We start from the raw sequence: 24744 nt of genomic DNA on the forward strand, positions 1-24744 counted from the left end.
CGGCCATGTATACCACACGAGTGACCGAGAAGAAGCGCGCGCGCGTGGAAGAGATAAAGAAGATCCTCGAGGAAGGGAAGGGGTATATCTTTGCAGATTACCGGGGCCTTACGGTGGAGCAGATCACCAGGCTCAGGAACGAGCTGCGCCAGCAGCAGGCCATCCTCAAGGTGGTGAAGAATCGCTTTGCGAAGCTCGCCTTCTCCGAGCTCGAGATAACGGGTCTGGACGAGGTCCTGCTGGGGCCCACGGTCGTGGCGGTGGCCAAGGAAGATCCCGCGGTGGTGGCGAAGACCATCTTCAAGTACGTGAACGAGACGCCCATCAAGGTGAAGGCGGGATACATCGACGGCCAGCTCTACGGTGCGCAGCAGGTGGAGGCCATCTCCAAGCTACCGTCGAGGGCCGAGCTCCTGGCCACACTCATGGGGACCATGAATGCGCCGCTCCAGAACCTGGTGTACGCGCTCAACGGGGTGACCACCAAGTTGGTGAGGACCCTCAAGGCGCTCGCCGACAAGATGGAACAGGGGTGATATCCATCAGCGTTAGTCTTCATGTCTTGCCATGCTATCGCTGATGAATCAAACAATACTACATTGAGAGGAGAAGATAATATGGCAAAGCTCAGTACCGAAGAGATCCTGGACGCGATTTCGCAGATGACCGTGCTCGAAGTGGCCGAGCTCGTCAAGGCCATGGAGGAGAAGTTCGGTGTGACCGCGGCGGCCCCCGTGGCGGTGGCGGCGGCTCCCGCTGCCGGTGCAGCAGCTCCCCAGGAGGAGGAGAAGAGCGAGTTCGACGTGATCCTCAAGGGGGTGGCCGACGGCAAGAAGATCCCGGTCATCAAAGTGGTCCGGGAAGTCATGGGCCTCGGTCTCAAGGAGGCCAAGGACTTCGTGGAGGCTCCGGGTAAGGCCGTCAAGGAAGGGGTCTCCAAACAGGAAGCCGAAGAGCTCAAGAAAAAACTCGAAGAAGCAGGTGCCGTTGTCGAGATTAAATAAGGATGCACTATACAACCTGCAGTGCGATTCTCACACCACCAGACGCGGGTCTGGTGGTGTGTTTTCTCATGATCACCCAGGTCTGCTTCTTGTGTAAACCCATTACTCTGTAGGGGGAAGCCTGATGTTTAGCAGAGACACCGAGGTAACACGCCAGCTCCTCACCACCGGCCGTCCGGAGGTGATGGATCTGCCGAATCTTCTCGAAGTCCAGTTTAGTTCATACGAGAAGTTTCTGCAAGCCGAAAAGATAAGGAAAGGGGAACCTCTCGCGGTCCAGGGCCTGGAGGAGGTCTTCCGGTCCTCCTTCCCCATAGAGAGTCCCAACGGCGACATGCGTCTCGAGTATGACTTCTACACCCTGGATTTCGAGGCCATCAAGTACTCCGAAGAGGAGTGCAAAAGGAAGGGGTTGACCTACGCGGTGCCGCTCAAGGCGCAGATCAACCTCATCTTTCTCGAAACCGGCGAGATTCGTCAGAAGATGATCTATCTCGGTGATATCCCCCTCATGACCGACAGGGGGACGTTCATCATCAACGGAGCTGAGCGCGTGGTGGTGAGCCAGATTCATCGATCGCCGGGCGTCATCTTCTCCCACGAGAAGGGTGTCTATGGAGCCCGTATCATCCCCTACAGAGGCTCGTGGCTGGAGTTCGAGGTCGACGCCAAGAAGGACCTCATCTATGCGAAAATAGATAGAAAGAAACGGATACTCGGGACCCTCTTCCTCCGTGCCCTCGGGTTCGATACGAGGGAGAAGATCATCTCGGCCTTCTACGAGACGAAGGAGGTGGCGGTCTCCCCGGAGACGAAGGATGCGGTCGTGGGGAGGGTGCTCGCCAGGGACGTGTGCACGGGCGAAGGCCCCGATCAGAAGAAGCTCCTCCGTGCTGGAGCGAAGATCCACCCCCACGAGATGGACGAGCTCCTCCATGCCGGCGTGGAGCGCGTGTGGGTCATCGACGACGAACATCCGGATTCCCTCCATTCGGAGGTGATCCTCAACTGTTTCGACCGCGAGGAGGCCAAATACACCCGGGAGGAGGAGGGGATCGACGAGCCCACCAAGGAGGATGCCATCATCGCCGTGTATTCGGCCATCATGCCCGGGGATCCCATCACCATAGAGAACGCGGAGAAGGACCTCCAGGCCATGTTCTTCTCCGAGCGCCGCTACGACCTCGGCGACGTGGGGCGCTACAAGCTGAACAAGAAGTTCGACTATGATCCGCCTCTCTCGACCACGGTGCTCACGCTCGACGACATCGTGAACACCATGCGCCACCTCATCAAGGTGTACATCGGCGAGGAACCGGTGGACGATATCGACCACCTCGGGAACCGGCGTGTGAGATCGGTGGGAGAGCTCCTCACCGCCGAGCTCAAGACCGCCTTCTCCCGTATGGAGCGTATCGCAAAGGAACGCATGTCGCTCAAGGAGAGCGATACGATAAAGCCCCAGGACCTCATCTCCATAAAGCCCATCGTGGCGGCCATCAAGGAGTTCTTCGGATCGAGCCAGCTCTCGCAGTTCATGGATCAGGTGAACCCGCTCTCCGAGCTCACCCACAAGCGACGGCTCAACGCCCTCGGGCCCGGAGGGCTCTCCCGGGAACGGGCGGGATTCGAGGTGCGGGACGTGCACTACACCCACTACGGGAGGATGTGTCCCATCGAGACCCCGGAAGGTCCGAACATCGGACTCATCCTCTCGCTCGCACTCTACGCGCGGGTGAACGAGTACGGGTTCCTCGAGGCCCCCTACCGCAAGGTGAAGGACGGCCGCGTCACGAACGAGATCGAGTATCTCACGGCCATGGACGAGGAGAAGTATTTCATCGCCCAGGCGAATGCGCCCATCGACGAGAAGGGCCGGTTCCTCACGGACCAGGTCTCGGTGAGGAAGGGGGGCGACTACACCACCCGGCCGCCCGAGGCGATCCAGTACATGGATGTCTCGCCGCGGCAGATCGTGTCCGCATCGGCCTCGCTCATCCCCTTCCTCGAGCACGACGACGCGAACCGGGCCCTCATGGGGTCGAACATGCAGCGCCAGGCCGTGCCCCTCATCTTCCCGGAGCCCCCCAGGGTGGGGACCGGCATGGAGCGACGGTGCGCCTACGACTCCGGTGTGGTGGTGAAGGCGAGGCGTGCCGGGGTGGTGGAATACGTCTCTTCCACCAAGGTGGTGATCAAGCCGGACGGGGTCACCGACGAGAGGGAGCGGGACATCTACTTCCTCCAGAAGTACCAGCGGACCAACCAGGATACGTGCTTCAACCAACGCCCCATCGTGAACAAGGGGCAGCGGGTGGAGAAGGGGGACGTGCTCGCGGACGGACCCTCCACGTTCAAGGGCGAGCTCGCCCTGGGACGGAACGTGCTCGTGGCCTTCGTCCCCTGGTACGGGTACAACTTCGAGGACGCCATCCTCATCTCGGAGCGACTCCTCAAGCAGGATGTGTTCACCTCCATACATATCAAGGAGTTCTCGATAGAGGTGCGGGAGACGAAGCTGGGGCCGGAGAAGATCACCCGTGACATCCCGAACGTGAGCGAGAAACACCTCGAGCACCTCGACGAAGAGGGAATCGTGAGGATCGGGGCCAAGGTGAAGTCGGGTTCGATCCTGGTGGGAAAGATCACTCCAAAGTCCGACGCCGAGCTCACGCCGGAATTCAAGCTCCTCAATTCGATCTTCGGAGAAAAGGCAAAGGACGTGCGGGACACCTCCCTCAGGGTGCCGCACGGCGCCGAGGGGACGGTGATCGACGTGCAGCGCCTCCGCAGGTCCGAGGGTGACGAGCTTCCTCCGGGTGTGGAGGAGGTGGTGAAGGTCCTTGTGGCCTCCAAGCGGAAGCTCCAGGAAGGTGACAAGATGGCGGGACGTCACGGGAACAAGGGTGTCATCTCCCGGGTCCTCCCGGAGGAGGACATGCCCTTCCTCGCGGACGGCACCCCGGTGGACATCTGCCTCAATCCCCTGGGCGTGCCCTCCCGAATGAACCTGGGCCAGATACTCGAGACCGAGTTGGGATGGGCTGCCGTGGCCCTCGACGAGTGGTACGCCACGCCGGTCTTCGAATCGGCGAGTCCCGAGATGATCGAGGAGAAGCTGAGGGAGGCGGGTCTCCCCGAGACCTCCAAGACCACCCTGTACGACGGACGAACGGGGGAGGCCTTCCATCAGCCGGTGATGGTGGGCTACATGTACATGCTCAAGCTCAACCACCTGGTGGACGACAAGATGCACGCCCGTTCCACCGGTCCTTACTCCCTCGTGACGCAGCAGCCGCTCGGAGGAAAGGCCCAGTTCGGCGGTCAGCGTCTCGGGGAGATGGAGGTATGGGCTCTGGAGGCCTACGGCGCGGCGAATACCCTCCAGGAGCTGCTCACCATAAAGTCCGACGACATGGAAGGACGCACCAAGATCTACGAGAGCATCGTCAAGGGCGAGCCCTCGACCTCTCCGGGGATCCCGGAGTCCTTCAATGTGCTCGTCCAGGAGCTGAGAGGCCTTGCCCTCGATATCACGGTGCAGGACACGAAGGGTAAGCCCGTTCCGCTCACCGAGCGGGACGAAGAACTCCTCACCCGCCAGGGTGAAAAATTCTAGGAGGCCCGGGCATGAAGAACATGCAGGAGTTTGCTGCAATCAGGATAATGCTCGCTTCCCCGGAACTCATCAGGGCTCGCAGTTACGGGGAGGTGAAGAAGCCGGAGACCATCAACTACCGCACCCTCAGGCCGGAGCGCGACGGTCTTTTCTGTGAGCGGATCTTCGGTACCACCAAGGAGTGGGAGTGTTACTGTGGGAAGTTCAAGTCCATCCGATACAAGGGGGTGGTCTGTGACCGGTGCGGCGTCGAGGTGACCCACTTCAAGGTGAGGAGGGAGCGGATGGGGCATATCGAGCTCGCCGCCCCTGTCTCCCACATATGGTTCTACCGCTCCGTGCCCTCCCGCATGGGGCTCCTCCTCGACCTGAGTGTCTCGGCCCTCCGGTCGGTGCTCTACTACGAGCAGTACATCGTGATCGATCCGGGTGACACGGATCTCAAGAAGATGGAGCTCCTCACCGAGGAGGAGTACCTCGAGGCCCGCGAGCGGTACGGCATGTCGTTCACCGCGGGGATAGGGGCCGAGGCGATCCGGACCCTCCTCAAGAACCTGGATCTGGACGCCCTCGCCGCGGAGCTCCGGGCCAAGATGTTGGAGAAGGGGCCCAAGGCGGACAAGCGTCTCCTCAAGCGGCTCGAGCTCGTGGAGCAGTTCAGGGACTCGGGCAACAGGCCTGAGTGGATGATCCTCGACGTGATCCCGGTGATCCCGCCCGAGCTCAGGCCCATGGTACAGCTCGACGGCGGGAGGTTCGCCACCTCGGATCTCAACGACCTCTACCGGAGGGTCATCAACCGCAACAACAGGCTCAAGCGGCTCATGGCCCTCAATGCCCCTGACATCATCATCCGGAACGAGAAGCGCATGCTCCAGGAGGCGGTGGACGCCCTCTTCGACAACTCCAAGAAGCGACGGGCGGTGAAAGGCGCCTCCAACCGCCCCCTCAAGTCGCTCTCGGACATCCTCAGGGGCAAGCAGGGGCGATTCCGCCAGAACCTGCTCGGGAAACGCGTCGACTACTCCGGACGGTCGGTCATCGTGGTGGGACCCGAGCTCAAGATGCACCAGTGCGGGCTGCCAGTGAAGATGGCCCTCGAGCTCTTCAAGCCCTTCATCATGCGCAAGCTCGTGGAGCGAGAGGTGGTCTACAACATCAAGCGGGCCAAGACCCTCGTGGAGCAGGAGGCCGACGAGGTCTGGGCCGTGCTCGACGAGGTGATCCAGGAGCACCCCGTGCTCCTCAACCGGGCGCCCACCCTCCACCGACTGGGGATCCAGGCCTTCGAGCCGGTGCTCGTGGAGGGGAAGGCGATCAAGCTCCATCCCCTCGTGTGTCACGCCTACAACGCGGACTTCGACGGCGACCAGATGGCGGTGCACGTGCCGCTCACCCAGGCCGCCCAGACCGAGTGCTGGACCCTCATGCTCTCCTCGCGGAACCTCCTCAATCCCGCGAACGGTAAACCCATCGTCTTCCCTTCACAGGACATGGTCCTCGGCATCTACTACCTCACCCAGGTGAAGAAGGGGGCGAAGGGCGAGGGGCGGTACTTCGCCTCGGAGGACGAGCTCGTGTACGCGGCCGAGTGCGGGGCGGTGGACTACCACGCCCTGGTGAAGGTGCGCGTCTCCAAGGCCCCCCACAACGGTGCGTTCGTGGAGACCAGCGCGGGCCGGGTGATCTTCAACCAGGCCCTCCCGCCCGAGTTGGAGTTCGTGAACCAGGTGTTCACCGACAAGGAGCTCAGGCAGTTCGTGGGGCGCGTGTACCAGGAGAAGGGACGGGGGGTTGCCGTCCGTCTCCTCGATGCGATGAAGGAGATCGGCTTCAAGTATGCGACCCTCTCCGGTACCACCTTCTCGCTGGCCGATGTGGTGGTTCCCGAGGACAAGAAGGCGATGATAGAGGAGGCGAACCAGAAGGTCGCCGCCATCCAGGAGCAGTACCTCTCAGGGCACATCACGAACGAGGAACGATACAACCGCGTGATCGAGGTGTGGAGCAAGACGAACGAAGACCTCACCAACGTGATGATGAAGGTCCTCAGGGAGGATCGCGATGGGTTCAACCCGCTCTACATGATGGCCCACTCGGGGGCCCGTGGAAGCCGGAGCCAGATCAGGCAGCTTGCGGCGATGCGCGGTCTCATGGCGAAACCGTCGGGAGAGATCATCGAGCTGCCCATCAGGGCGAACTTCAAGGAAGGGCTCTCGGTGATCGAGTACTTCATCTCCACGAACGGTGCGCGTAAGGGGCTCGCCGACACGGCCCTCAAGACCGCGGACGCCGGCTATCTCACGAGACGGCTCGTGGATATCGCCCAGGACGTGGTGGTGAACGAAGAGGACTGCGGTACCATCAACGGGATCGAGATGCGCGCCCTCAAGGACGGTGAGGAGATCGTGGAGAACCTGGCCGACAGGATCAAGGGACGGTTCACCATCGAACGGGTGAAGCATCCCATCACCGGCGAGATCATCGTGGACGTGGACCAGGAGATCACCGACGAGAAGGCGCGTGAGATCGAGGAGGCCGGTATAGAGGCGGTGCGGGTGCGGAGCGTGCTCACCTGTGAGGCACGGCACGGTGTGTGTCAGAAGTGTTACGGCCGTAACCTGGCGACCAACCGCCTCGTGGAGATAGGGGAAGCGGTGGGCATCGTCGCTGCGCAGTCGATCGGCCAGCCGGGTACCCAGCTCACCATGCGTACCTTCCACATCGGGGGTACTGCCACCAGGGTGGTGGAGGAGAACCGCGTGTATCTCAAGTACCCGGTGCTCGTGGAATCGCTGGAGGGCAATGTCGTGGAGCTGGAGACGGGTATACGCCTCTTCACCCGTCGCGGGAAAGTGAAGGCCCGGAGGATCCTCGAGACGCACGCCCTCGACGAGAAGGACGAGGTGCTCGTAGAGGATGATCAGAAGGTGATGACGGGGCAGCCCCTCCTCAGGCGTGCATCGGGTGAGGAGATCTTCTCCGGCCACAACGCCATCGTCCGCCTGAAGGGGGACAGGCTCCTCCTCGTGGCCCAGGAACAGTCGGTGGAGATCAGAAACGGATCGGAGATCTTCGTCCATCCGGGCGACGTGCTCGATGCGGGAGAGACCATCGCGGTCTTCGACCCCTTCAGTGAGCCCATCATCGCGGAACAGAGCGGTGTGGTGAAGTACCACGACATGGTACTGGGCACGACCCTCCGGGAGGAGGTGAACGAGGATACCGGGAAGATAGAGAAGAAGATCACCGAGCACCAGCTCGAACGTCTCCAGCCCAGGATCGTGATAGAGGACGACGAGGGCAACGAGCTCGGCGTGTACTACCTCCCGGGCGGTGCCTATGTGAACGTGGAAGACGGGGAGCGCATCACCGCTGGTCGTACCCTCGCGCGGATGCTCAGGGAGAGCGTCCGAACCATGGACATCACCGGTGGTCTGCCCCGGGTGGGTGAGCTCTTCGAGGCCCGCAAGGCCAAGAACGCCGCGGTCCTCGCCCAGGTGAGCGGCACGGTGCACTTCCATGGTATCGTGAAGGGCAAGCGGGTGATCGTGGTGGAGGACGAGTTCGGTCGGGAATACAAGCACCTCATCCCCATGGGACGCCACCTCCTCGTCCGGGAAGGCGACCACGTGGAGGCGGGCGAGAAACTCTGTGAGGGCCCCGTGAGCCCCCACGAGGTCCTCCGGATTCTGGGAGAAAACGCGCTTCAGGCATTCCTCCTCAACGAGATACAGGAGGTGTACCGGCTCCAGGGGGTGGAGATCAACGACAAGCACATCGCCATCATCATCAGGCAGATGATGAAGAAGGTGGAGATCGTCGAGGTGGGAGACACCAAGTTCATCTACGGCCAACAGGTCGACAGACGGGAGTTCTTCGAGGAGAACGAGCGTGTGCGACGGCAGGGCGGACAACCCGCCGTGGCTCGGCCTCTGCTCCTCGGTATCACCAAGGCTTCCCTCAGCATCGATTCCTTCATCGCTGCGGCCTCCTTCCAGGAGACCACCAGGGTGCTCACCAATGCCGCGATCGCAGGATCGGTGGACTACCTGCGAGGGCTCAAGGAGAACGTGATCATCGGTCACCTCATCCCTGCCGGGACGGGGGTCCAGCGGTATCGAGAGATCAAGCTCTACGACGAACACAAGCAGGATCTCGACCTCAAGGTGAGGGAGCTGCTCGAGGCGCGATCCCAGGAGGAGACCCTCGAGATCTAGACTTGACATTTTGCCCCTGAGCTGGTAGAGTCCTGCTACCCTCAGGGAGTATGAGTAAGGAGAGAGAGCGGATATGCCTACGATAAATCAGCTTATCCGGTTCGGAAGGAAGAAGGCGAAGAACAAGAGCAAGTCTCCGGCGCTTCAGTCGTGCCCGCAGAAGCGGGGGGTGTGCACCCGTGTGATGACGGTGACGCCGAAGAAGCCGAACTCGGCCCTCCGTAAGGTCGCTCGTGTCCGTCTCTCGAACGGGATCGAGGTGACCGCGTACATCCCGGGGATAGGACACAACCTTCAGGAGCACTCGGTGGTGCTCGTGAGGGGTGGACGTGTGAAGGACCTCCCCGGTGTCCGTTATCACATCATCCGTGGTGCCAAGGATGCCCTGGGGGTTGAGGATCGGCGACGGGGTCGGTCGAAGTACGGGGCCAAGCGGCCCAAGGCGTAAGGAGCGCGCGATGTCCAGGAGAAAGAAGGCGATCGCCCGGCACATCATGCCGGATCCCAAGTATAACAGCCGCGAGGTGATGAAGTTCATCAATCGCCTCATGTGGGACGGGAAGAAGTCCATCGCCATGAGCGTCGTGTACAAGGCGATTGGGATCCTGGAGGAGCGTACCGGAAAGCCGGGGCTCGAGGTGTTTCTCAGGGCGGTGGACAACGTGAAGCCGGTGGTCGAGGTTCGTTCCCGTCGTGTGGGCGGTGCGACCTACCAGGTTCCCGTGGAGGTCCGTGAGACCCGACGGGAAGCCCTCGCGATGCGCTGGATCATCGATGCCGCCAGGGGAAGGGAGGGCAAGCCGATGGAATACCGGCTTGCCGACGAACTCCTGGATGCGTACAATTCCACCGGTGTCGCTTTCAAGAAGCGAGAGGATACGCACAGGATGGCGGAGGCCAACAAGGCCTTTGCTCACTATAGATGGTAGGGTGACGGCTCTTCTCTGGTAGGTTTATCGGAGATGGCCAAACCGACCGCCTGCCTTCGCGGCCGTCGGCCTTCGAGGAAGGCGAATGAGAGGCGGTGAGGTGGTTTTCTCTTGGTTCTTTGTCTTTCCCGCTTGACAAAGGGGAAACCCCTCACTACAATACAGGCCTCGCAGTATGCGCCATCTGCAGGTGCAGATGAGATAGTGTGTATGTAATCAGATTTTTTCAGGAGGAATGGAATGGCGAAGGAGAAGTTTGAAAGGACGAAGCCGCATATAAACGTCGGAACCATCGGCCACGTCGACCATGGTAAGACCACGCTCACTGCGGCTATCTCTGGGTTCTGTGCGCGTAACTACGGTACCAAGGCCTTCAGCTATGACGACATCGACAACGCGCCGGAGGAGAAGGCTCGAGGTATCACCATCAATGCCCGGCACATCGAGTATCAGACCGACAAGCGCCACTATGCGCACGTGGACTGTCCGGGGCATGCCGACTATATCAAGAACATGATCACCGGTGCAGCCCAGATGGACGGTGCGATCCTCGTGGTGGCGGCCGACGACGGCGTGATGGCGCAGACCAGGGAGCACGTGCTCCTCGCCCGGCAGGTGGGCGTGCCTGCGATCGTGGTGTTCCTCAACAAGATCGATCTCGTCGACGATCCCGAGCTCATCGAGCTCGTGGAGATGGACATCAGGGAGCTCCTCAACAAATACGAGTTCCCCGGGGACGATACGCCGATCATCAAGGGTTCCGCCTACAAGGCGATGACCAACCCCGACGATGCGGAGGCCACTGCCTGCATCAAGGAGCTCCTCGAGACGATGGACGAGTACATTCCGCTCCCGCAGAGGGCGGTGGACAAGCCCTTCCTCATGTCGATCGAGGACGTCTTCTCCATCCAGGGGCGTGGTACGGTGGTCACCGGTCGTATCGATCAGGGTGTGATCCGTCCCGGTGACGAGGTCGAGATCGTGGGCTTCGGCGAGACCAAGAAGACCGTCGTCACCAGTGTCGAGATGTTCAATAAGATCCTCGACGAGGGGCAGGCCGGTGACAATGTCGGGTGTCTCCTCAGGGGTATCGACAAGGACGAGGTGGAGCGCGGCCAAGTGCTCGCGAAGCCCGGTTCCATCACCCCGCACAAGAAGTTCAAGGCTGCGATCTACTGTCTCACCAAGGAGGAGGGTGGGCGTCATACCCCCTTCTTCTCCGGGTACAGGCCGCAGTTCTACTTCAGGACCACCGATGTGACCGGTTCGGTCTACCTCCCGGACGACAAGCAGATGGTGATGCCCGGTGACAATGCCGAGATCACCGTCGAGCTCATCACCCCTGTTGCCATGGACAAGGGGCTCAGGTTCGCCATTCGTGAGGGAGGGCGCACCGTCGCGAGCGGGCAGGTGATCGAGGTCATTGAGTAACGAGACGAAGAGGCAGCGGGCCTTACTGCCGGAAGGTGGTAAGGCTCGCATTTTGGAGGAACGATGGCAGGCGAGAAGATTCGAGTCAGGTTGAAAGGGTTCGATACGGAACTCGTAGATCAGAGTGCCCAGGCGATCGTGCAGGCGGCTCAGAAGGCTGGGGCGAAGGTTTCCGGTCCGGTGCCCCTTCCTACGCACATTCGTAAGTATACGGTTCTTCGTTCGCCTCATGTGAACAAGGAGTCGCGGGAGCAGTTCGAGATGAGGATCCATAAGCGGCTCGTCGATATCCTCAATCCCACCCCGGCGGTCATGGATGCGCTCATGAAGCTCGAGTTGCCGGCAGGGGTGGATGTCGAGATCAAGCAGTGAGAGTGGAGCCATGGTGGGAGTAATCGGTAGGAAGCTGGGGATGACCCAGGTGTTTGACGCCAATGGATACGTGGTCCCGGTGACGGTGATCAAGGTGGAGAAGAATACCGTGGTCGATGTGCGCACACCCGAGCGACACGGTTACCGGGCGCTCGTCCTTGGGGCCTTCCCCCTCAAGGCATCGAGGGCTGTGAAGCCCTATCTCGGTCAGTTCCAGAAGCGGGGGCTCGAGCCCAAGAAGGTGCTCCGCGAGATCAGGGATTTCGAGGGTGACTACAAGCCGGGCGACGAGATAGGGGTGGAGATCTTCGAGGGAGTGCGGTTCGTGGATGTCCGCGGGCTCTCGAAGGGTAAGGGCTATCAGGGGGTGATGAAGAGGCACGGGTTCAGCGGCGGTCCGGCGTCGCACGGTTCCAAGTTCCACAGGGCCCATGGTTCCACGGGTCAGTCCGCCTATCCCTCCAAGGTGCTCAAGGGTACGAAGATGGCCGGAAGGATGGGCGGTGTGCAGGTCTGTGTGCAGAACCTGCGGATCGTGGAGGTGGACAAGGAGCGAGGGTGTCTCCTTGTGGAGGGGGCGGTGCCCGGTCCGAGGAAAGGGGTGGTGATCGTCACCCGGGCGAAAAAGAAGCGATAGCGAGGTTTGTCGATGGAAACGCAGGTGTATTCGCTCAAGGGCGAGCCCATAAAGACGATAGAGCTCAACGACAGGGTGTTCGCCTGTGAGGTGAGCCACGGGAGCATCTATCACGCGATCAGGAACGAGCTGGCGAATATGCGCGTGGGGACCGCCTCCACCAAGACGAGGGCCGAGGTGTCCGGCAGCGGTCGGAAGCCTTGGCGCCAGAAAGGGACGGGGCGGGCGAGGGCGGGCGAGCGGCGTTCCCCTCTTTGGGTCGGGGGTGGCGTGGTCTTCGGGCCCAAGCCGCGGGAGTACGGGTACAAGCTCCCGAGGAAGGTGAAGCGGCTCGCCTACAGGTCTGTTCTCAGTCTCAAGCTGAGGGAGAATGCGTTCAGGGTCGTCGAGGATTTCGTCGTGGAATCCGGGAAGACGAAGGACATGGTGAAGGCCCTTCAGGCCCTCAATCCGGAGGGGCGGCGGGTGTTGCTCGTCATCGGGGAAGAGAGTGCGCTCACGAAACGCGCCGGCAGGAACATCCCGTGGCTTCTCGTCCATACGTACGACAAGCTCAGGGTTCACGACGTCTTCTATGCGGATCAGGTGCTGGTCCAGGAATCCGCAGCCGTGAAACTCAATACCTTTTTGGATCGATAGGAGATGAGGTATGGATCCGCATGAGGTGATTATTGCGCCCGTGCTCACCGAGAAGGCCAATATCCTCAGGGAGAAGGAGAACAAGTACGTGTTCAGGGTGGATGCGCGGGCCAATAAGCTCGAGATAAAGCAGGCCATCAGGGAGCTCTTTTCGGTGGAGCCTGTCGCGTGCAATGTGATCAGGGTGAAGGGCAAGCCGAAGAGGATGCGCAGACAGCCGGGGAGGACCTCCTCCTGGAAGAAGGCGGTCATCACGCTTCCTCCCGGGCAGACCATCGATATCTTTGAGTCCGCGTGAGACAGGAGGGCGGTGTGGCACTCAAGCAGTACAAACCGATAACGCCGGGATTGAGATTTAAGACGAGCCTCGATTTTAGTGCCCTCGACAAGGTCGAGCCCGAGAAGTCGCTGGTCGAAGGGCTCCCGTTCAAGGCGGGACGTGGCGCCGGGGGGAGGGTGTCTGTCAGGCGGAGGGGTGGACGGCACAAGAGGCTCTATCGGATCATCGACTTCAAAAGGGACAAGCATGGTGTTCCGGGTGTGGTGAAGACCATCGAGTATGACCCCAACCGGAGTGCCGTCATCTGTCTGGTGGCGTATGCCGACGGCGAGAAGCGGTACATCCTCGCTCCAAAGGGTATCGAGCGGGGGGCGGTGGTCCAGAGCGGCGAGGATGCGCCGATAGCGGTGGGAAATGCCCTCCCTCTCGAGAGGATTCCGTTGGGTACCGCGGTCCACAACGTGGAGCTCTATCCTGGCAAGGGCGGACAGATGGTCCGTTCCGCCGGGACAGGGGCCGTGGTGATGGCGAAGGAGGGGGATTACGTGACCCTCAAGCTCCCCTCCGGTGAGATGCGGATGGTCTTCAAGAAGTGCTACGCCACGGTGGGTGAGGTCGGGAACGAGGACCATATGAACGTGGTGCTGGGAAAGGCCGGCCGGTCGAGGTGGCTCGGGCGCAGGCCGAAGGTGAGGGGTACTGCCATGAACCCTGTTGATCACCCCCATGGTGGAGGTGAAGGACGGAGCAAGGGCGGTCGGCATCCCGTGTCCCCCACCGGCATCCCGACCAAGGGGTACAAGACCCGCAAGAGGCGGAAGCCTTCCGACAAGTTCATTGTAAAACGAAGGAAATAGGAGCGGGCTGTGGCACGATCAGTAAAGAAGGGACCCTATGTCGAAAAGAGCCTCTACAAGAAGGTGCTCGCCATGGCAAAGGGCGGCGAGAAGCGGATGATCAAGACCTTCTCGCGGGCGTCTACCATCATTCCGGAGATGGTGGGTTTGACGATCTCCGTGTACAACGGGAAGACCTGGGTTCCGGTGTACATCACCGAGGATCTCGTCGGTCACAAGCTGGGAGAGTTTGCCCCTACGCGGATCTTTCGGGGGCATGCGGGTTCCGACAAAAAGGCTTCGAAGTAACGGGTGGAAGGTATGAAAGAGAAGTCAGGATACAGGGCTCGGGCGCGATACCTGCTCGTGTCTCCCAAGAAGGTGAGACCCGTGGCTGACCTCGTACGGGGGAAGCGTTATCCCGAGGCGGTTGCCATCCTGGAGCACATGCCCCAGAAAGGGGCCAGGTTGATCAAGAAGGTGATCGACTCGGCGGCGGCGAACGCGCTCTATCTCAACAAGAACCTCGACGAAGACATGCTCTATGTGAAGGAGCTCAGGGTGGACGACGGACCTCGTCTCAAGCGGCTGTGGCCGCGGAGCCATGGGAGGGCTGACATCCTCCTCAAGCGGATGAGTCACATCACCGTCGTAGTGGATGAGCTACCACAAAAAGGATAATGGGGGCAGACCGTGGGCCAGAAAGTCAATCCTTACGGACTGAGACTGGGTATCAATAAGACGTGGAAATCGAAGTGGTTCGTGGATCTCAAGGACTATGCCAAAGTCCTCCATGAGGACCTCCTCCTCAGGAAGCGTCTTCTCGCTCTCCCCGAGGCGAAGGCGGCGAACGTGGGCGATGTGGAGATCATACGACATCCGCAGCGTGTCATGCTGGTGGTCCACACGCCGAGGCCCGGTGTCCTCATAGGTGCGAAGGGGGCGACGATAGAGCGCATCGGGGCCGAGTTGCAGAAGATGGTCTCGAAGAAGCTCCAGATCAAGATAAAGGAGATAAAGCGCCCGGAGGCCCATGCGCAGGTGGTGGCTCAGAACATCGCTGCCCAACTCGAACATCGGGCCTCTTTCAGGCGGGTGATGAAGCTCGCCGTGGCCAACGCCATGAAGGCCGGGGTGCAGGGCATCAAGGTGCGGGTGTCGGGGCGTCTGGGAGGAGCCGAGATCGCGCGGTCGGAGGTGCAGATGGCGGGGAGGGTCCCGCTTCATACCCTGCGGGCCGACATCGACTACGGGTTTGCCGAGGCACGAACCACCTACGGCGTGATAGGGGTCAAGGTGTGGATCTTCCATGGCGAGACCTTGGGTAAGGCTGTGAAACAGGATGCGGGGACCATCGTGACGCCCCGTCGTGAAAATCGCTCCAGGAGAAGGAGTTAGCTATGCTGAGTCCCAAGAGGGTCAAATATAGGAAACAGCAGCGTCAGGTGGGGTTGCTCAGGCGAAAGGCCTCCCGTGGAAATACCGTGGCCTTCGGTGAGTTCGGTCTCATGGCTCTTGAGCCCGAGTGGGTCACGAGCCGTCAGATCGAGGCCGCCCGTGTGGCGCTCACGAGGAAGATCCGCCGAGGAGGAAAGGTGTGGATCCGTATCTTCCCCGACAAGCCCTACACGAAGAAGCCCGCCGAAACCCGTATGGGGAAGGGGAAGGGGAGTCCCGAGGCCTGGGTCGCCGTGGTGCAGAGAGGAAGAGTCCTTTTCGAAGTCGCAGGGGTTGACAGGGACCTCGCCATGGAGGCTCTCCGTCTTGCGGGGACGAAGCTTCCCATCAAGACCAAGATCGTAGAACGATTGCATGCGGAGTGAGGGCCATGAGGAACAGCTTTAAGGATTTGAGCTACAGGGAACTTCTCGCGAAGCGGGAGGAGCTCGTGAAGCGTTACCAGGAACTCCGCTTCCAGAAGGTGGTGGGACACCTTGACAATCCGCTCGAGGTGCGTACGCTGCGGCGGAACATAGCGAGACTCAATTTCCTCATTCATAATCACAGAGAGGCGTAGGAAAGTATGACGCCGAAGGAGACTGCTGTGGAAGGTAACGTGAAGAAGCCAATAAGGACAGAGAGAAAGCGGATTCTTGTCGGTGAGGTGGTCTCCGATAAGATGGACAAGACGATCGTTGTGGCGGTGCGAAGGAGGAAGCTCCATCCTCTGTACAAGAAATACGTGACCCGGACCAAGAAGGTCAAGGCCCACGATGAGCTCAACGAGGCCCGAGTGGGTGATGTCGTCCGGGTGGTCGAGTCCCGCCCCATCAGTAAGGAGAAACGGTGGCGGCTCCTTGAGATCGTGGAAAGAGCTCAGTAGAGAGACGGGGGTGAGGTATGATCCAGGTGCAAACGTATCTCAATGTGGCAGACAACAGTGGTGCCAAGAAGGTGCAGTGTATCAAGGTGCTCGGCGGTACGAGGAAGAAGTATGCCACCCTGGGGGACCTCATCGTGGTCTCCGTGAAGGAGGCGCTCCCCGATGCTCCGGTGAAGAAGGGTACTGTCCAGCGGGCGGTGGTGGTGCGCACGAAGAAGGAAGTGCGTCGTCCGGACGGGACATATATCCGTTTCGATGACAACGCCTGTGTCATCGTGGACAACCACAACAATCCGAGGGGCCGACGGGTGTTCGGTCCTGTGGCGCGAGAGCTCAGGGAGAACGCCGAGTTCATGAAGATCCTCTCGCTCGCCCCTGAAGTGGTGTAGGAGGTCGTCGCATGGCGATACAGAGGAAGAAGACTGCCGTGAAGTACAAGCTGAAGAAGAACGATCCTGTGATGGTGATCGCCGGGAAGGACAAGGGGAAGACCGGCCGTATATTGAGTGTGGATCGGGAGCGGGGACGAGTCGTGGTGGAGGGGGTGAATCTGGTCAAGAAGGCCGTGCGCAGGCGGAGTGCGAACGAGCCCGGTGGGTTCGTCGAGGTGGAAGCCCCCATCCATATTTCCAACGTGATGTACCTTGCGAAGGATGGAAAACCCACCCGTCTCGGCTATAAGTTCGTCGACGGGAAGAAGGTAAGATACGCAAAACGAACTGGAGAAGTGGTGTGATGGCAGAGGTAAAGGTTCCCATTCTGAAGACACTGTATGAGGAACGGGTGAAGCAGGAGCTCATGGAAGAGATGGGTTACAGGAATGTCATGCAGGTCCCCCGACTGGAGAAGATCGTGCTCAGCATGGGTGTGGGGGAGGCGATCCAGAACAAACGCCTGCTCGACCTAGCGGTGGAGGAGCTCACGCTCATCGCCGGCCAGCGGGCGATCAAGAGAAAGGCTCGGAAGTCCATCGCGGGCTTCAAGGTGCGGAAAGGAATGGAGGTGGGGGCCATGGTGACGCTTCGTGGGCTCCGCATGTATGAGTTCCTCTATCGGCTCATCCATGTGGCGATTCCCCGGATCAAGGACTTCAGAGGCCTCAACCCCAACTCCTTCGACGGGCATGGGAATTACTCTCTGGGTATCACGGAGCAGATCATATTCCCGGAGATCGACTATGATTCGGTGGAACGCGTCACGGGGTTCAATGTGACCATCGTGACCACCGCGAAGACCGATAGAGAGGCCTTCAGCCTCCTTCAAAAACTTGGAATGCCGTTCAGAAAGGCGTCCTGAGGGGAGAGATATGGCTCGTAAAGCATTGATTATCAAGTCGCAGCGCGAACCCAAGTACAGGGTGAGGAAACATAACAGATGCAAGATCTGCGGCCGACCTCGCGGGTATATGAGGGATTTTGAGATGTGCAGGGTGTGCTTCAGGAAGCTCGCGAGCGAGGGACTTATCCCTGGTGTGACGAAATCAAGCTGGTAGGAGAGGGGTATGAGCGTATCGGATCCCATTGCAGATATGCTGACGAAGATCAGAAATGCCTCGCTGGCGCGGCATGAGAAGGTGGATATCGTGCCCTCGAAGCTCAAGCTCGAGATCATCAAGATCCTCAAGAACGAGGGGTACATCAAGAACTTCAAAAAGGTCGTGGTGAGTGAGAAGCCCTTCATCAGGATCTTCTTGAAGTACGATGAGCAGCAGAGGCCCGTGATCCATGAGCTCTCGAGGATCTCCAAGCCGGGGCGGCGCATCTATTCCGGCTACAAGGAGATGCCTCGTATAAAGAACGGGTATGGAACGCTCATCGTGTCCACCTCCGAGGGCGTCATCACCGATAAGAAGGCGCGGGAGCGCAGGGTCGGTGGCGAGCTGATATGTTCAATCTGGTAGGAGGCTAGGTATGTCCAGGCTGGGTCGATTGCCTGTGGTCATCCCTCAGGGGGTACAGGTACAGGTGGACTCCGAGGAGAGGCGGGTCGAGGTGAAAGGGCCGAAGGGCGTGCTCTCGATGGAGTATCGCCCCGAGGTAGAGGTGAAAGTGGAAGAGGGTGTGTGCAGGGTGGAGCGGAAGAACGATACCAAGAAGGCTCGTTCCTTTCATGGGCTCTATAGACAGCTCATACACAACATGGTGAAGGGCGTCTCCGAGGGATTCGAGAAGGTCCTCCTCATCAACGGGATCGGTTACCGTGCCGAGGTGAGGGGGAATGTCGTGGTCCTCTCCCTCGGCTTTTCCATGCCGATCGAGTATCTCATCCCCGAGGGGATCACGGTCACCGTCGAGGAGAATACCCGTATCAGGGTCTCCGGGATCGACAAGGCCCTGGTGGGTAAGGTGGCTGCGGAAATCCGTTCCCTCCGGCCGGTGGAGCCCTACAAGGGCAAGGGGATCAGATACGAGAACGAGATGGTCCGCCGCAAGGTCGGTAAAGCTGGAGTGAAGTAGGTGGTAGGCGTATGAAAACGGAAAAGCTCATCAAGGAGAAACGGAGAAAGCGACTCAAGAGAAAACTGAGGGTGCGGAAGAACGTCTACGGTACTCCTGAGCGACCCCGTATGACGGTCTTCAAGAGCAACAGGCACCTCTACGTACAGGTGATCGACGACTCGAAGGGACACACCCTCGTCGCGGCTTCCACCCTTGAGAAGGATCTCTCGTCGCTCAGGAAGTGTGTGGCCGACGCGGAGAAACTGGGCGAGGTGATCGGGAAACGTGCACTCGAGAAAGGGATCAAGAGGATCGCCTTCGATAGAAACGGGTATCCCTATCACGGTATCGTGAAGGCGATAGCAGAAGGTGCCCGGAAAGCCGGTCTGGAGTTCTAGGAGGAATCATGGATCAGGATAGAGAGTTTATCGAAACGCTGGTCAGTCTCAACCGTGTCTCGAAGGTGGTGAAGGGTGGACGGCGCTTCTCGTTCACCGCACTGAGCGTCGTGGGGGATGGAAAGGGGTCGGTGGGATACGGCTACGGGAAGGCGAACGATGTGACCGAAGCGATCAGGAAGAGCATCCAGAAGGCGAAACAGAGCATGGTGACCGTGCCCATGCAGCATGGGACGCTTCCTCATGAGATACAGGTGAAGTTCAAGAGTACGAGGGTGCTCCTCAAGCCCGCTGCTCCGGGTACCGGGGTGATCGCGGGTGGACCTGTACGCGCCGTGCTGGAGGCGGCGGGATACAGTGACGTGCTCACCAAGGTGATGGGATCGAGGAACAGCACGAACGTGGTGCAGGCGGTCTTCAGGGGACTTCAGAGCCTGCTCGTCCCCGGTCAGGTGGCGAAGAACCGGGGTAAGAGTCTTTCGGAGATCTGGAGCTAGTCATGGCGAAGAAGGCAAAGAAGGTGAGGATCAAGCTGGTCCGGAGTACCATCGGTAGGAAGCCGGATCAGCGCAAGACCGTGGCTGCGCTGGGCCTGCGCAAGCTCAACGCAGTGGTGGAGAAGGAGCTTACTCCTTCCATCGAAGGTATGATCAGAAAGGTTGCACACCTTGTTCAGATTGAGGAGATAGAGGGATGAGCGCAAAGGAGATTATCGTACCGTCCGGAGCAGCGAAGGCATCCAGGCGAGTGGGGCGGGGCCCTGGATCCGGGAAGGGCAAGACCTCCGGCAAGGGGCACAAGGGGCAGAACGCCCGCTCCGGGGGAGGCGTGAGACCCGGGTTTGAAGGTGGACAGATGCCGCTCTACAGGCGCCTTCCTCGACGTGGGTTCAACAACGGGGCGTTCCGGAAGGAATACGCGGTCTTGAATCTGGAGATCCTCAACGAGAAGTTCAACGACAACGAGGTGGTGAACCTGGAGACCTTGAAGCAGAAGAGGATCATCAGACGTTCGGTGGAGAGCGTGAAGATACTAGGGAACGGCCGTATCACGAAGAAGCTCACGGTGGAAGTGCCGGCGATCTCCGCGAGCGCCAAGCTCCAGATCGAGAGCGCGGGCGGAAAGGTCGTGCTCGTAACCCCCTCGCAGGTGGAGAACAATGGCCAGTAATCCGATTTCGCAGGTGTTCAGGATACCCGAGCTCAGGAGGCGTGTCCTCTTCACGCTGGCAGTCCTTATCGTGTTCAGGATAGGGGCCGCGCTTCCCATCCCCGGGATCAACATCACCGCACTCAAGCAGTATTATCTCCAGCAGCAGACCGAGGGTCTCACTTCGATAACCGACTACATCGACTTCTTCGCCGGTGGAGCGTTCAAGAACTTCTCCATCTTCATGCTCGGCGTGATGCCCTACATCACGGCGAGCATCATCATGCAGCTCCTTCTCGTGATGTTCCCCTCACTCAAGGCCATCGCGGAGGAGGAGGGTGGAAGGAAGAAGATCCAGCGGTATACCCGGTACGGGACGGTGTTGGTGAGTCTCATCCAGTCGTTCATCGTGGCCCAGTATGCGGACGCCATCCCCGATGCGGTGGTGCTTCCCAAGCTTTCGTTCGTGTTGCTCGGCATGCTCACCGTGACGACGGGGAGTCTGTTCCTCATGTGGCTCGGCGAGCAGGTGAACCAGCGGGGGATCGGGAACGGTATCTCCCTCATCATCTTTGCGGGGATCGTGGCGAGGCTTCCGCAGGCCTTCATCCAGCTCGTCGAACAGATACAGCTGGGTGAATTGAATCCCGTGGTGGCCCTCCTCGTGCTCGTGCTGTTCGTCGCGGTGATCATACTGGTGATCTACGAGCAGCAGGGCCAGCGGAAGATCCCGGTGCACTACGCAAAGCGGGTGGTGGGCAGGAGGGTCTACGGTGTGCAGAACACCTATATCCCCATGAGGCTCAATCCCTCGGGGGTGATCCCTGTGATCTTCGCTTCCTCGGTACTCCTCTTCCCCCTCCAGATCGCCCAGATGCTCGGAACGAGGGTGGGATGGTTGGCCGACGTGGCCTACTGGCTCAGGCCGGGTGGGGTATGGTACCTCGTGCTCTACACCCTCCTCATCATCTTCTTCGCCTATTTCTACACCCAGGTGACCCTCAATCCCATGGAGCTGGCGAAGAATATCCGTGAGCACGGAGGGTCGGTGCCGGGCGTGCGGGCGGAGAAACTCGAGGAGTACTTTACAAACATCCTCAATAGGATTATCCTTCCGGGTGCACTGTTTCTGGCGTTCATCGCCATCATCCCCACGCTCGTGCAGCAGGTGTTTCATTTTCCGTCGAGGCTCGCCTACCTGATGGGAGGTACGTCGCTCCTCATCATGGTGGGGGTGGACCTGGATACGATGTCCCAGATAGAGGGACACCTCAAGATGCATCATCAGGATGGGCTCGTGCGGCGCGGTAAGCTCCGTGCGAGAAATCTGTAGGAGAGTGTGTCATGAAAGTGCGAGTGAGCGTAAAGAAGATGTGTGAAAAGTGCAAGATCATAAAGCGGCGAGGGGTGGTCCGCGTGGTCTGTGAAAACCCTAAACACAAGCAGAGGCAGAGGTAAGGAGGCCCAATGGCTCGTATAGCGGGAGTCGATCTGCCGAACAAACAGATCCAGATAGCTCTCACCTATATCTATGGGATCGGTCGAGCGTCTGCGCGGAAGATCTGCGAGAAAACCGGCATCCCCTATGAGACCAAGGTGAGCGAACTCACGTCGGATCAGGTCCAGAAGCTCAGGCAGGTGATCGAGAACGAGTACACCGTCGAGGGACGACTCAGGACGCAAGTGGCGCTCAACATCAAGCGCCTCATGGACATAGGCTGTTACCGCGGCTTGCGGCACAGGAAAGGACTGCCCGTACGGGGGCAGCGTACCCGGACCAATGCACGGACCCGCAAAGGAAAGCGGAAGACCGTGGCCAACAAGAAGAAGTGATGGGGGTGAGCTTTGGCCAAGAAAAAGGAAAAGCGGACCGTTTACGAAGGAAAGGTATACATCCAGGCGACGTTCAATAATACGATCGTCACGGTGACCGATATGAACGGCAACTGTGTCTCGTGGGCGAGTGCGGGGGCCCTCGGTTTCAGGGGTGCCAAGAAGTCCACGCCTTACGCCGCTCAGGTGACCGCCGAGACCGCAGTGAAAAAGGCGATGGATCACGGACTCCAGGAGGCGCATGTCTACGTGAAGGGGCCCGGTGTGGGGCGGGAGGCTGCGATCCGGGCCATCGATGCGCTCGGCGTGAGAGTAAGGTCGCTCCACGACATCACACCCATTCCCCACAACGGGTGCAGACCTCGGAAGGCACGAAGGGTATAAGGGAGAACGTGTATGGGACGCTACATCGGACCACAGTGCAGATTGTGCAGGGCTGAAGGACGTAAGCTCTTCCTCAAGGGAGAGCGATGCTATACACCGAAGTGTGCGATGGCGAAGAACCGGCCCAAACCGGGGAAGGCACAGTATGCCCGCATGAGGAAACCATCCAACTATGCGATTCAGCTCCGGGAGAAGCAGAAGCTCAAGAGGCTCTACAACATGAGCGAGGCCCAGTTCCGGCGGTTCTTCCACATGGCCGAGAAGATGCCGGGGAAGACCGGTGACAACCTCATCATCCTCCTGGAGCGGAGGCTCGACAACATCGTGTACCGGATGCACTTCGCCTCCTCGAGGAAACAGGCCCGGCAGATCGTGGGCCACGGGCACGTGCTGGTGAACGGGAGGAAGGTGAACATCCCCTCGTACCTCGTCCGCGAAGGTGACAGGGTGGAGATCCGAGAGAAGAGCAAGAAGCTTCTCGTTTTCAAGGAGAGCCTCAAGGAGTACACGCGGTCGGGAGTGATGTCCTGGCTTGAGGTGGATCCCGACAATCTTGTGGGTACCGTGAAGATGATCCCGATGAGAAGCGATATCACCGACCTTGCCGATATCAAGGAGAACCTCATCGTCGAGTTGTATTCTAAGTAAGGAGTGTGAATGGCACGTAAGAACCTCCTTAAGGGATTTGTGCTACCCACGAGTATCACGGTGGAGCATCTCGATACGAACGCCCATTACGGCAAGTTCGCCGCGTATCCTTTCGAGAGGGGTTACGGTGTGACCATCGGGAACACACTCCGGCGGATACTCCTCTCATCGATACAGGGATATGCGATCTCCGCGGTACGTATCACGTGGTACGACGACCAGGGCACGGCCCACGTGCTCTCGAGCGAGTACGAGCAGATTCCGGGTGTGGTGGAGGATACCCTGGAGTTGTTCGCCAACCTGAAGCTTCTGAGGGTCCAGTTGCCTGACGAGATGGAGCAGAAGACGGTGATGGTGGAGTTCAAGGGGCCGAAGGAGGTGACCGGGGCGGACTTCGAGGTGGATCAGCTCGAGGTGATGAACAAGGACTTCAGGGTGATGACCCTCATGGAGGATGCGCACTTCGAGATGGAGATGCAGGTGGATCTCGGACGTGGGTACGTACCGGCCGAGGTCCAGAAGAACTATATCGAGGTCGTGGGGACGATCCCGCTCGATGCGCTCTACTCGCCGATCCAGCGTGTGCGTTTCGATGTGGAGAACACGCGTGTGGGCCACAGGTCGGATTACGACAAGCTCATTCTGGAGGTCTGGACGGACGGCTCCATCTCACCGGAGGATGCGCTGGGCGAAGCGGCGAAGCTGGCGAAGGAGCACTTCACGGTCTTCATCAACTTCGATGAGGATGCGATCTCCCACGTGCGTCAGCTCGATCACGAGGAGGAACAGATCCGGAGGCTCCTGGAGACCCCGATCGAGGAGCTCGAGCTCTCGGTGAGGTCGAGCAATTGTCTCAAGAATGCGAATATCCGGACGATCGGAGATCTGGTCTCCAAGAGTGAGGAGGAGCTCTCCAAGACGCGCAACTTCGGGAAGAAGTCCCTTCTCGAGATAAAGGAGAAGCTCAAGGAGTGGAACCTCTCCCTTGGTATGAGGGACCCCTCTGCATACAAGGCGGCCCTTGAGCGGGTGCGGCTGCCCGAGAGTCAGGAGAGCGAGTCGACTACAGAGGAAGAGGAGAACGATGAAACACAGGATTAGCTTCAACAGGCTTGGTCGTAAGTCGTCTCACAGGAAGGCCCTTATACGGAACATGGTGACTTCCCTCTTCCGCCACGAGCGGATCAGGACCACCGAGGTGAAGGCCAAGGAGGTGAGGCGGTATGCCGAACGGCTCATCACCAGAGCCAAGGTGGATTCGGTGCACAACAGGCGGATGGTGGCGCGCTTCGTACAGGACAAGGCGGTGCTTGCCAAGTTGTTCACGGATATCGCCCCGCGCTTCGTCTCCCGGCCCGGAGGGTATACCCGGGTCTTGAAGCTCGGAGAGCGGAGGGGAGATGCCGCCAGTATGGTGATCCTCGAGCTGGTGGAGCGGAAGGTCGAGGCGAAGCCCGAGAAGAAGAAGCGTGAGGAAAAGAAGGCCGAGTCGGGCTCCAAGGAAGAGGAAACTGCTGCTCAGGAATAGTGTGGGTGATCAGCGCCGTATGGAGGGGCCGGTGGGCCCCTTTTTTTCGTCCTGGCTTTGACATGGCCGCGGCGGA

Annotated in this window: 35 protein-coding genes; all 35 read left to right on the plus strand. The window is 59.8% G+C overall.

The window, feature by feature from the left end:
* The first annotated feature begins 5 nt into the window (after nt 1-5).
* The 35 genes from rplJ (at nt 6) to rplQ (ending at nt 24668) form a co-directional block, all read left to right on the plus strand.
* Entirely contained in the window at nt 6-536 is a 531-nt protein-coding gene (rplJ, locus tag STHERM_RS02415; RefSeq protein ID WP_013313298.1) for a 50S ribosomal protein L10, read from the plus strand.
* An 81-nt stretch (nt 537-617) separates the two neighbouring features.
* Nucleotides 618-1004 carry a 50S ribosomal protein L7/L12 gene (gene rplL / locus STHERM_RS02420; RefSeq protein ID WP_013313299.1) on the plus strand — a complete coding sequence of 129 codons (387 nt, stop codon included), beginning with the start codon at nt 618-620 and terminating at the stop codon, nt 1002-1004.
* Nucleotides 1005-1128: 124 nt separating this feature from the next.
* Nucleotides 1129-4623 carry a DNA-directed RNA polymerase subunit beta gene (gene rpoB, locus STHERM_RS02425; RefSeq protein WP_013313300.1) on the plus strand — a complete coding sequence of 1165 codons (3495 nt, stop codon included), beginning with the start codon at nt 1129-1131 and terminating at the stop codon, nt 4621-4623.
* 11 nt (nt 4624-4634) lie between these two features.
* Nucleotides 4635-8843 (plus strand): DNA-directed RNA polymerase subunit beta', encoded by a 4209-nt coding sequence (gene rpoC / locus STHERM_RS02430; RefSeq protein WP_013313301.1) that lies wholly within the window; start codon nt 4635-4637, stop codon nt 8841-8843.
* Nucleotides 8844-8916: 73 nt separating this feature from the next.
* On the plus strand, nt 8917-9291 hold the full coding sequence (gene rpsL / locus STHERM_RS02435) for a 30S ribosomal protein S12 (RefSeq protein ID WP_013313302.1): 375 nt from the start codon (nt 8917-8919) through the stop codon (nt 9289-9291).
* Between the two features lie 10 nt (nt 9292-9301).
* Nucleotides 9302-9772 (plus strand): 30S ribosomal protein S7, encoded by a 471-nt coding sequence (gene rpsG, locus STHERM_RS02440; protein WP_013313303.1) that lies wholly within the window; start codon nt 9302-9304, stop codon nt 9770-9772.
* 240 nt (nt 9773-10012) lie between these two features.
* Nucleotides 10013-11203: an elongation factor Tu gene (gene tuf / locus STHERM_RS02445; protein WP_013313304.1), complete on the plus strand. Its 1191-nt coding sequence runs from the start codon at nt 10013-10015 to the stop codon at nt 11201-11203.
* A gap of 63 nt (nt 11204-11266) precedes the next feature.
* Nucleotides 11267-11575, plus strand: a complete 309-nt coding sequence (gene rpsJ, locus STHERM_RS02450; RefSeq protein WP_013313305.1) for a 30S ribosomal protein S10 — start codon at nt 11267-11269, stop codon at nt 11573-11575.
* Between the two features lie 10 nt (nt 11576-11585).
* Nucleotides 11586-12212 (plus strand): 50S ribosomal protein L3, encoded by a 627-nt coding sequence (gene rplC, locus STHERM_RS02455; protein WP_013313306.1) that lies wholly within the window; start codon nt 11586-11588, stop codon nt 12210-12212.
* Nucleotides 12213-12224: 12 nt separating this feature from the next.
* Nucleotides 12225-12851, plus strand: coding sequence for a 50S ribosomal protein L4 (rplD, locus tag STHERM_RS02460; protein ID WP_013313307.1), 627 nt, complete (start codon nt 12225-12227; stop codon nt 12849-12851).
* A gap of 10 nt (nt 12852-12861) precedes the next feature.
* On the plus strand, nt 12862-13149 hold the full coding sequence (gene rplW / locus STHERM_RS02465) for a 50S ribosomal protein L23 (protein ID WP_013313308.1): 288 nt from the start codon (nt 12862-12864) through the stop codon (nt 13147-13149).
* Between the two features lie 14 nt (nt 13150-13163).
* The gene (rplB, locus tag STHERM_RS02470; RefSeq protein ID WP_013313309.1) at nt 13164-13988 is read left to right on the plus strand and encodes a 50S ribosomal protein L2; all 825 of its coding nucleotides are present in this window, start codon (nt 13164-13166) and stop codon (nt 13986-13988) included.
* A gap of 9 nt (nt 13989-13997) precedes the next feature.
* A complete protein-coding gene (gene rpsS / locus STHERM_RS02475; RefSeq protein WP_013313310.1) occupies nt 13998-14276 on the plus strand; it encodes a 30S ribosomal protein S19 in 279 nt (92 codons plus the stop codon).
* Nucleotides 14277-14288: 12 nt separating this feature from the next.
* Nucleotides 14289-14648 (plus strand): 50S ribosomal protein L22, encoded by a 360-nt coding sequence (gene rplV, locus STHERM_RS02480; RefSeq protein ID WP_013313311.1) that lies wholly within the window; start codon nt 14289-14291, stop codon nt 14646-14648.
* Nucleotides 14649-14660: 12 nt separating this feature from the next.
* The gene (rpsC, locus tag STHERM_RS02485) at nt 14661-15365 is read left to right on the plus strand and encodes a 30S ribosomal protein S3 (protein ID WP_013313312.1); all 705 of its coding nucleotides are present in this window, start codon (nt 14661-14663) and stop codon (nt 15363-15365) included.
* A gap of 2 nt (nt 15366-15367) precedes the next feature.
* Entirely contained in the window at nt 15368-15790 is a 423-nt protein-coding gene (rplP, locus tag STHERM_RS02490; RefSeq protein WP_013313313.1) for a 50S ribosomal protein L16, read from the plus strand.
* 5 nt (nt 15791-15795) lie between these two features.
* Nucleotides 15796-15984 (plus strand): 50S ribosomal protein L29, encoded by a 189-nt coding sequence (gene rpmC / locus STHERM_RS02495; protein WP_013313314.1) that lies wholly within the window; start codon nt 15796-15798, stop codon nt 15982-15984.
* A gap of 6 nt (nt 15985-15990) precedes the next feature.
* Nucleotides 15991-16290: a 30S ribosomal protein S17 gene (gene rpsQ / locus STHERM_RS02500; RefSeq protein ID WP_013313315.1), complete on the plus strand. Its 300-nt coding sequence runs from the start codon at nt 15991-15993 to the stop codon at nt 16288-16290.
* A 17-nt stretch (nt 16291-16307) separates the two neighbouring features.
* Nucleotides 16308-16679, plus strand: coding sequence for a 50S ribosomal protein L14 (gene rplN / locus STHERM_RS02505; RefSeq protein ID WP_013313316.1), 372 nt, complete (start codon nt 16308-16310; stop codon nt 16677-16679).
* An 11-nt stretch (nt 16680-16690) separates the two neighbouring features.
* Nucleotides 16691-17026, plus strand: a complete 336-nt coding sequence (gene rplX, locus STHERM_RS02510) for a 50S ribosomal protein L24 (protein ID WP_013313317.1) — start codon at nt 16691-16693, stop codon at nt 17024-17026.
* Complete coding sequence (rplE, locus tag STHERM_RS02515) at nt 17026-17586, plus strand: 50S ribosomal protein L5 (RefSeq protein ID WP_013313318.1); 561 nt, start codon at nt 17026-17028, stop codon at nt 17584-17586. The genes rplX and rplE overlap by 1 nt, the downstream gene beginning before the upstream one ends.
* A 10-nt stretch (nt 17587-17596) precedes the next feature.
* Entirely contained in the window at nt 17597-17782 is a 186-nt protein-coding gene (locus STHERM_RS11420) for a type Z 30S ribosomal protein S14 (RefSeq protein WP_013313319.1), read from the plus strand.
* 9 nt (nt 17783-17791) lie between these two features.
* Nucleotides 17792-18190, plus strand: a complete 399-nt coding sequence (gene rpsH, locus STHERM_RS02520) for a 30S ribosomal protein S8 (protein WP_013313320.1) — start codon at nt 17792-17794, stop codon at nt 18188-18190.
* A gap of 10 nt (nt 18191-18200) precedes the next feature.
* The gene (rplF, locus tag STHERM_RS02525; protein WP_013313321.1) at nt 18201-18746 is read left to right on the plus strand and encodes a 50S ribosomal protein L6; all 546 of its coding nucleotides are present in this window, start codon (nt 18201-18203) and stop codon (nt 18744-18746) included.
* A gap of 11 nt (nt 18747-18757) precedes the next feature.
* The gene (gene rplR / locus STHERM_RS02530; RefSeq protein WP_013313322.1) at nt 18758-19126 is read left to right on the plus strand and encodes a 50S ribosomal protein L18; all 369 of its coding nucleotides are present in this window, start codon (nt 18758-18760) and stop codon (nt 19124-19126) included.
* A gap of 8 nt (nt 19127-19134) precedes the next feature.
* Nucleotides 19135-19623 carry a 30S ribosomal protein S5 gene (gene rpsE / locus STHERM_RS02535; protein ID WP_013313323.1) on the plus strand — a complete coding sequence of 163 codons (489 nt, stop codon included), beginning with the start codon at nt 19135-19137 and terminating at the stop codon, nt 19621-19623.
* Nucleotides 19624-19625: 2 nt separating this feature from the next.
* Complete coding sequence (gene rpmD, locus STHERM_RS02540; RefSeq protein ID WP_013313324.1) at nt 19626-19823, plus strand: 50S ribosomal protein L30; 198 nt, start codon at nt 19626-19628, stop codon at nt 19821-19823.
* The gene (rplO, locus tag STHERM_RS02545; RefSeq protein WP_013313325.1) at nt 19820-20296 is read left to right on the plus strand and encodes a 50S ribosomal protein L15; all 477 of its coding nucleotides are present in this window, start codon (nt 19820-19822) and stop codon (nt 20294-20296) included. The genes rpmD and rplO overlap by 4 nt, the downstream gene beginning before the upstream one ends.
* Nucleotides 20286-21608, plus strand: coding sequence for a preprotein translocase subunit SecY (gene secY / locus STHERM_RS02550; RefSeq protein WP_013313326.1), 1323 nt, complete (start codon nt 20286-20288; stop codon nt 21606-21608). Before rplO ends, secY begins: the two co-directional genes overlap by 11 nt.
* 11 nt (nt 21609-21619) lie before the next feature.
* A complete protein-coding gene (gene rpmJ / locus STHERM_RS02555; RefSeq protein ID WP_013313327.1) occupies nt 21620-21733 on the plus strand; it encodes a 50S ribosomal protein L36 in 114 nt (37 codons plus the stop codon).
* A gap of 9 nt (nt 21734-21742) precedes the next feature.
* Nucleotides 21743-22108, plus strand: coding sequence for a 30S ribosomal protein S13 (rpsM, locus tag STHERM_RS02560; protein ID WP_013313328.1), 366 nt, complete (start codon nt 21743-21745; stop codon nt 22106-22108).
* A 12-nt stretch (nt 22109-22120) separates the two neighbouring features.
* Nucleotides 22121-22492: a 30S ribosomal protein S11 gene (gene rpsK / locus STHERM_RS02565; RefSeq protein ID WP_013313329.1), complete on the plus strand. Its 372-nt coding sequence runs from the start codon at nt 22121-22123 to the stop codon at nt 22490-22492.
* A gap of 12 nt (nt 22493-22504) precedes the next feature.
* Nucleotides 22505-23140 carry a 30S ribosomal protein S4 gene (gene rpsD / locus STHERM_RS02570; RefSeq protein ID WP_013313330.1) on the plus strand — a complete coding sequence of 212 codons (636 nt, stop codon included), beginning with the start codon at nt 22505-22507 and terminating at the stop codon, nt 23138-23140.
* 9 nt (nt 23141-23149) lie between these two features.
* Nucleotides 23150-24241 (plus strand): DNA-directed RNA polymerase subunit alpha, encoded by a 1092-nt coding sequence (locus STHERM_RS02575; RefSeq protein ID WP_013313331.1) that lies wholly within the window; start codon nt 23150-23152, stop codon nt 24239-24241.
* On the plus strand, nt 24225-24668 hold the full coding sequence (gene rplQ, locus STHERM_RS02580) for a 50S ribosomal protein L17 (protein ID WP_013313332.1): 444 nt from the start codon (nt 24225-24227) through the stop codon (nt 24666-24668). The genes STHERM_RS02575 and rplQ overlap by 17 nt, the downstream gene beginning before the upstream one ends.
* The last annotated feature ends 76 nt before the right edge of the window (nt 24669-24744 follow it).

The organism is Spirochaeta thermophila DSM 6192, from assembly GCF_000147075.1.
In the GTDB taxonomy this organism is placed as follows: Bacteria; Spirochaetota; Spirochaetia; order Winmispirales; family Winmispiraceae; genus Winmispira; species Winmispira thermophila_A.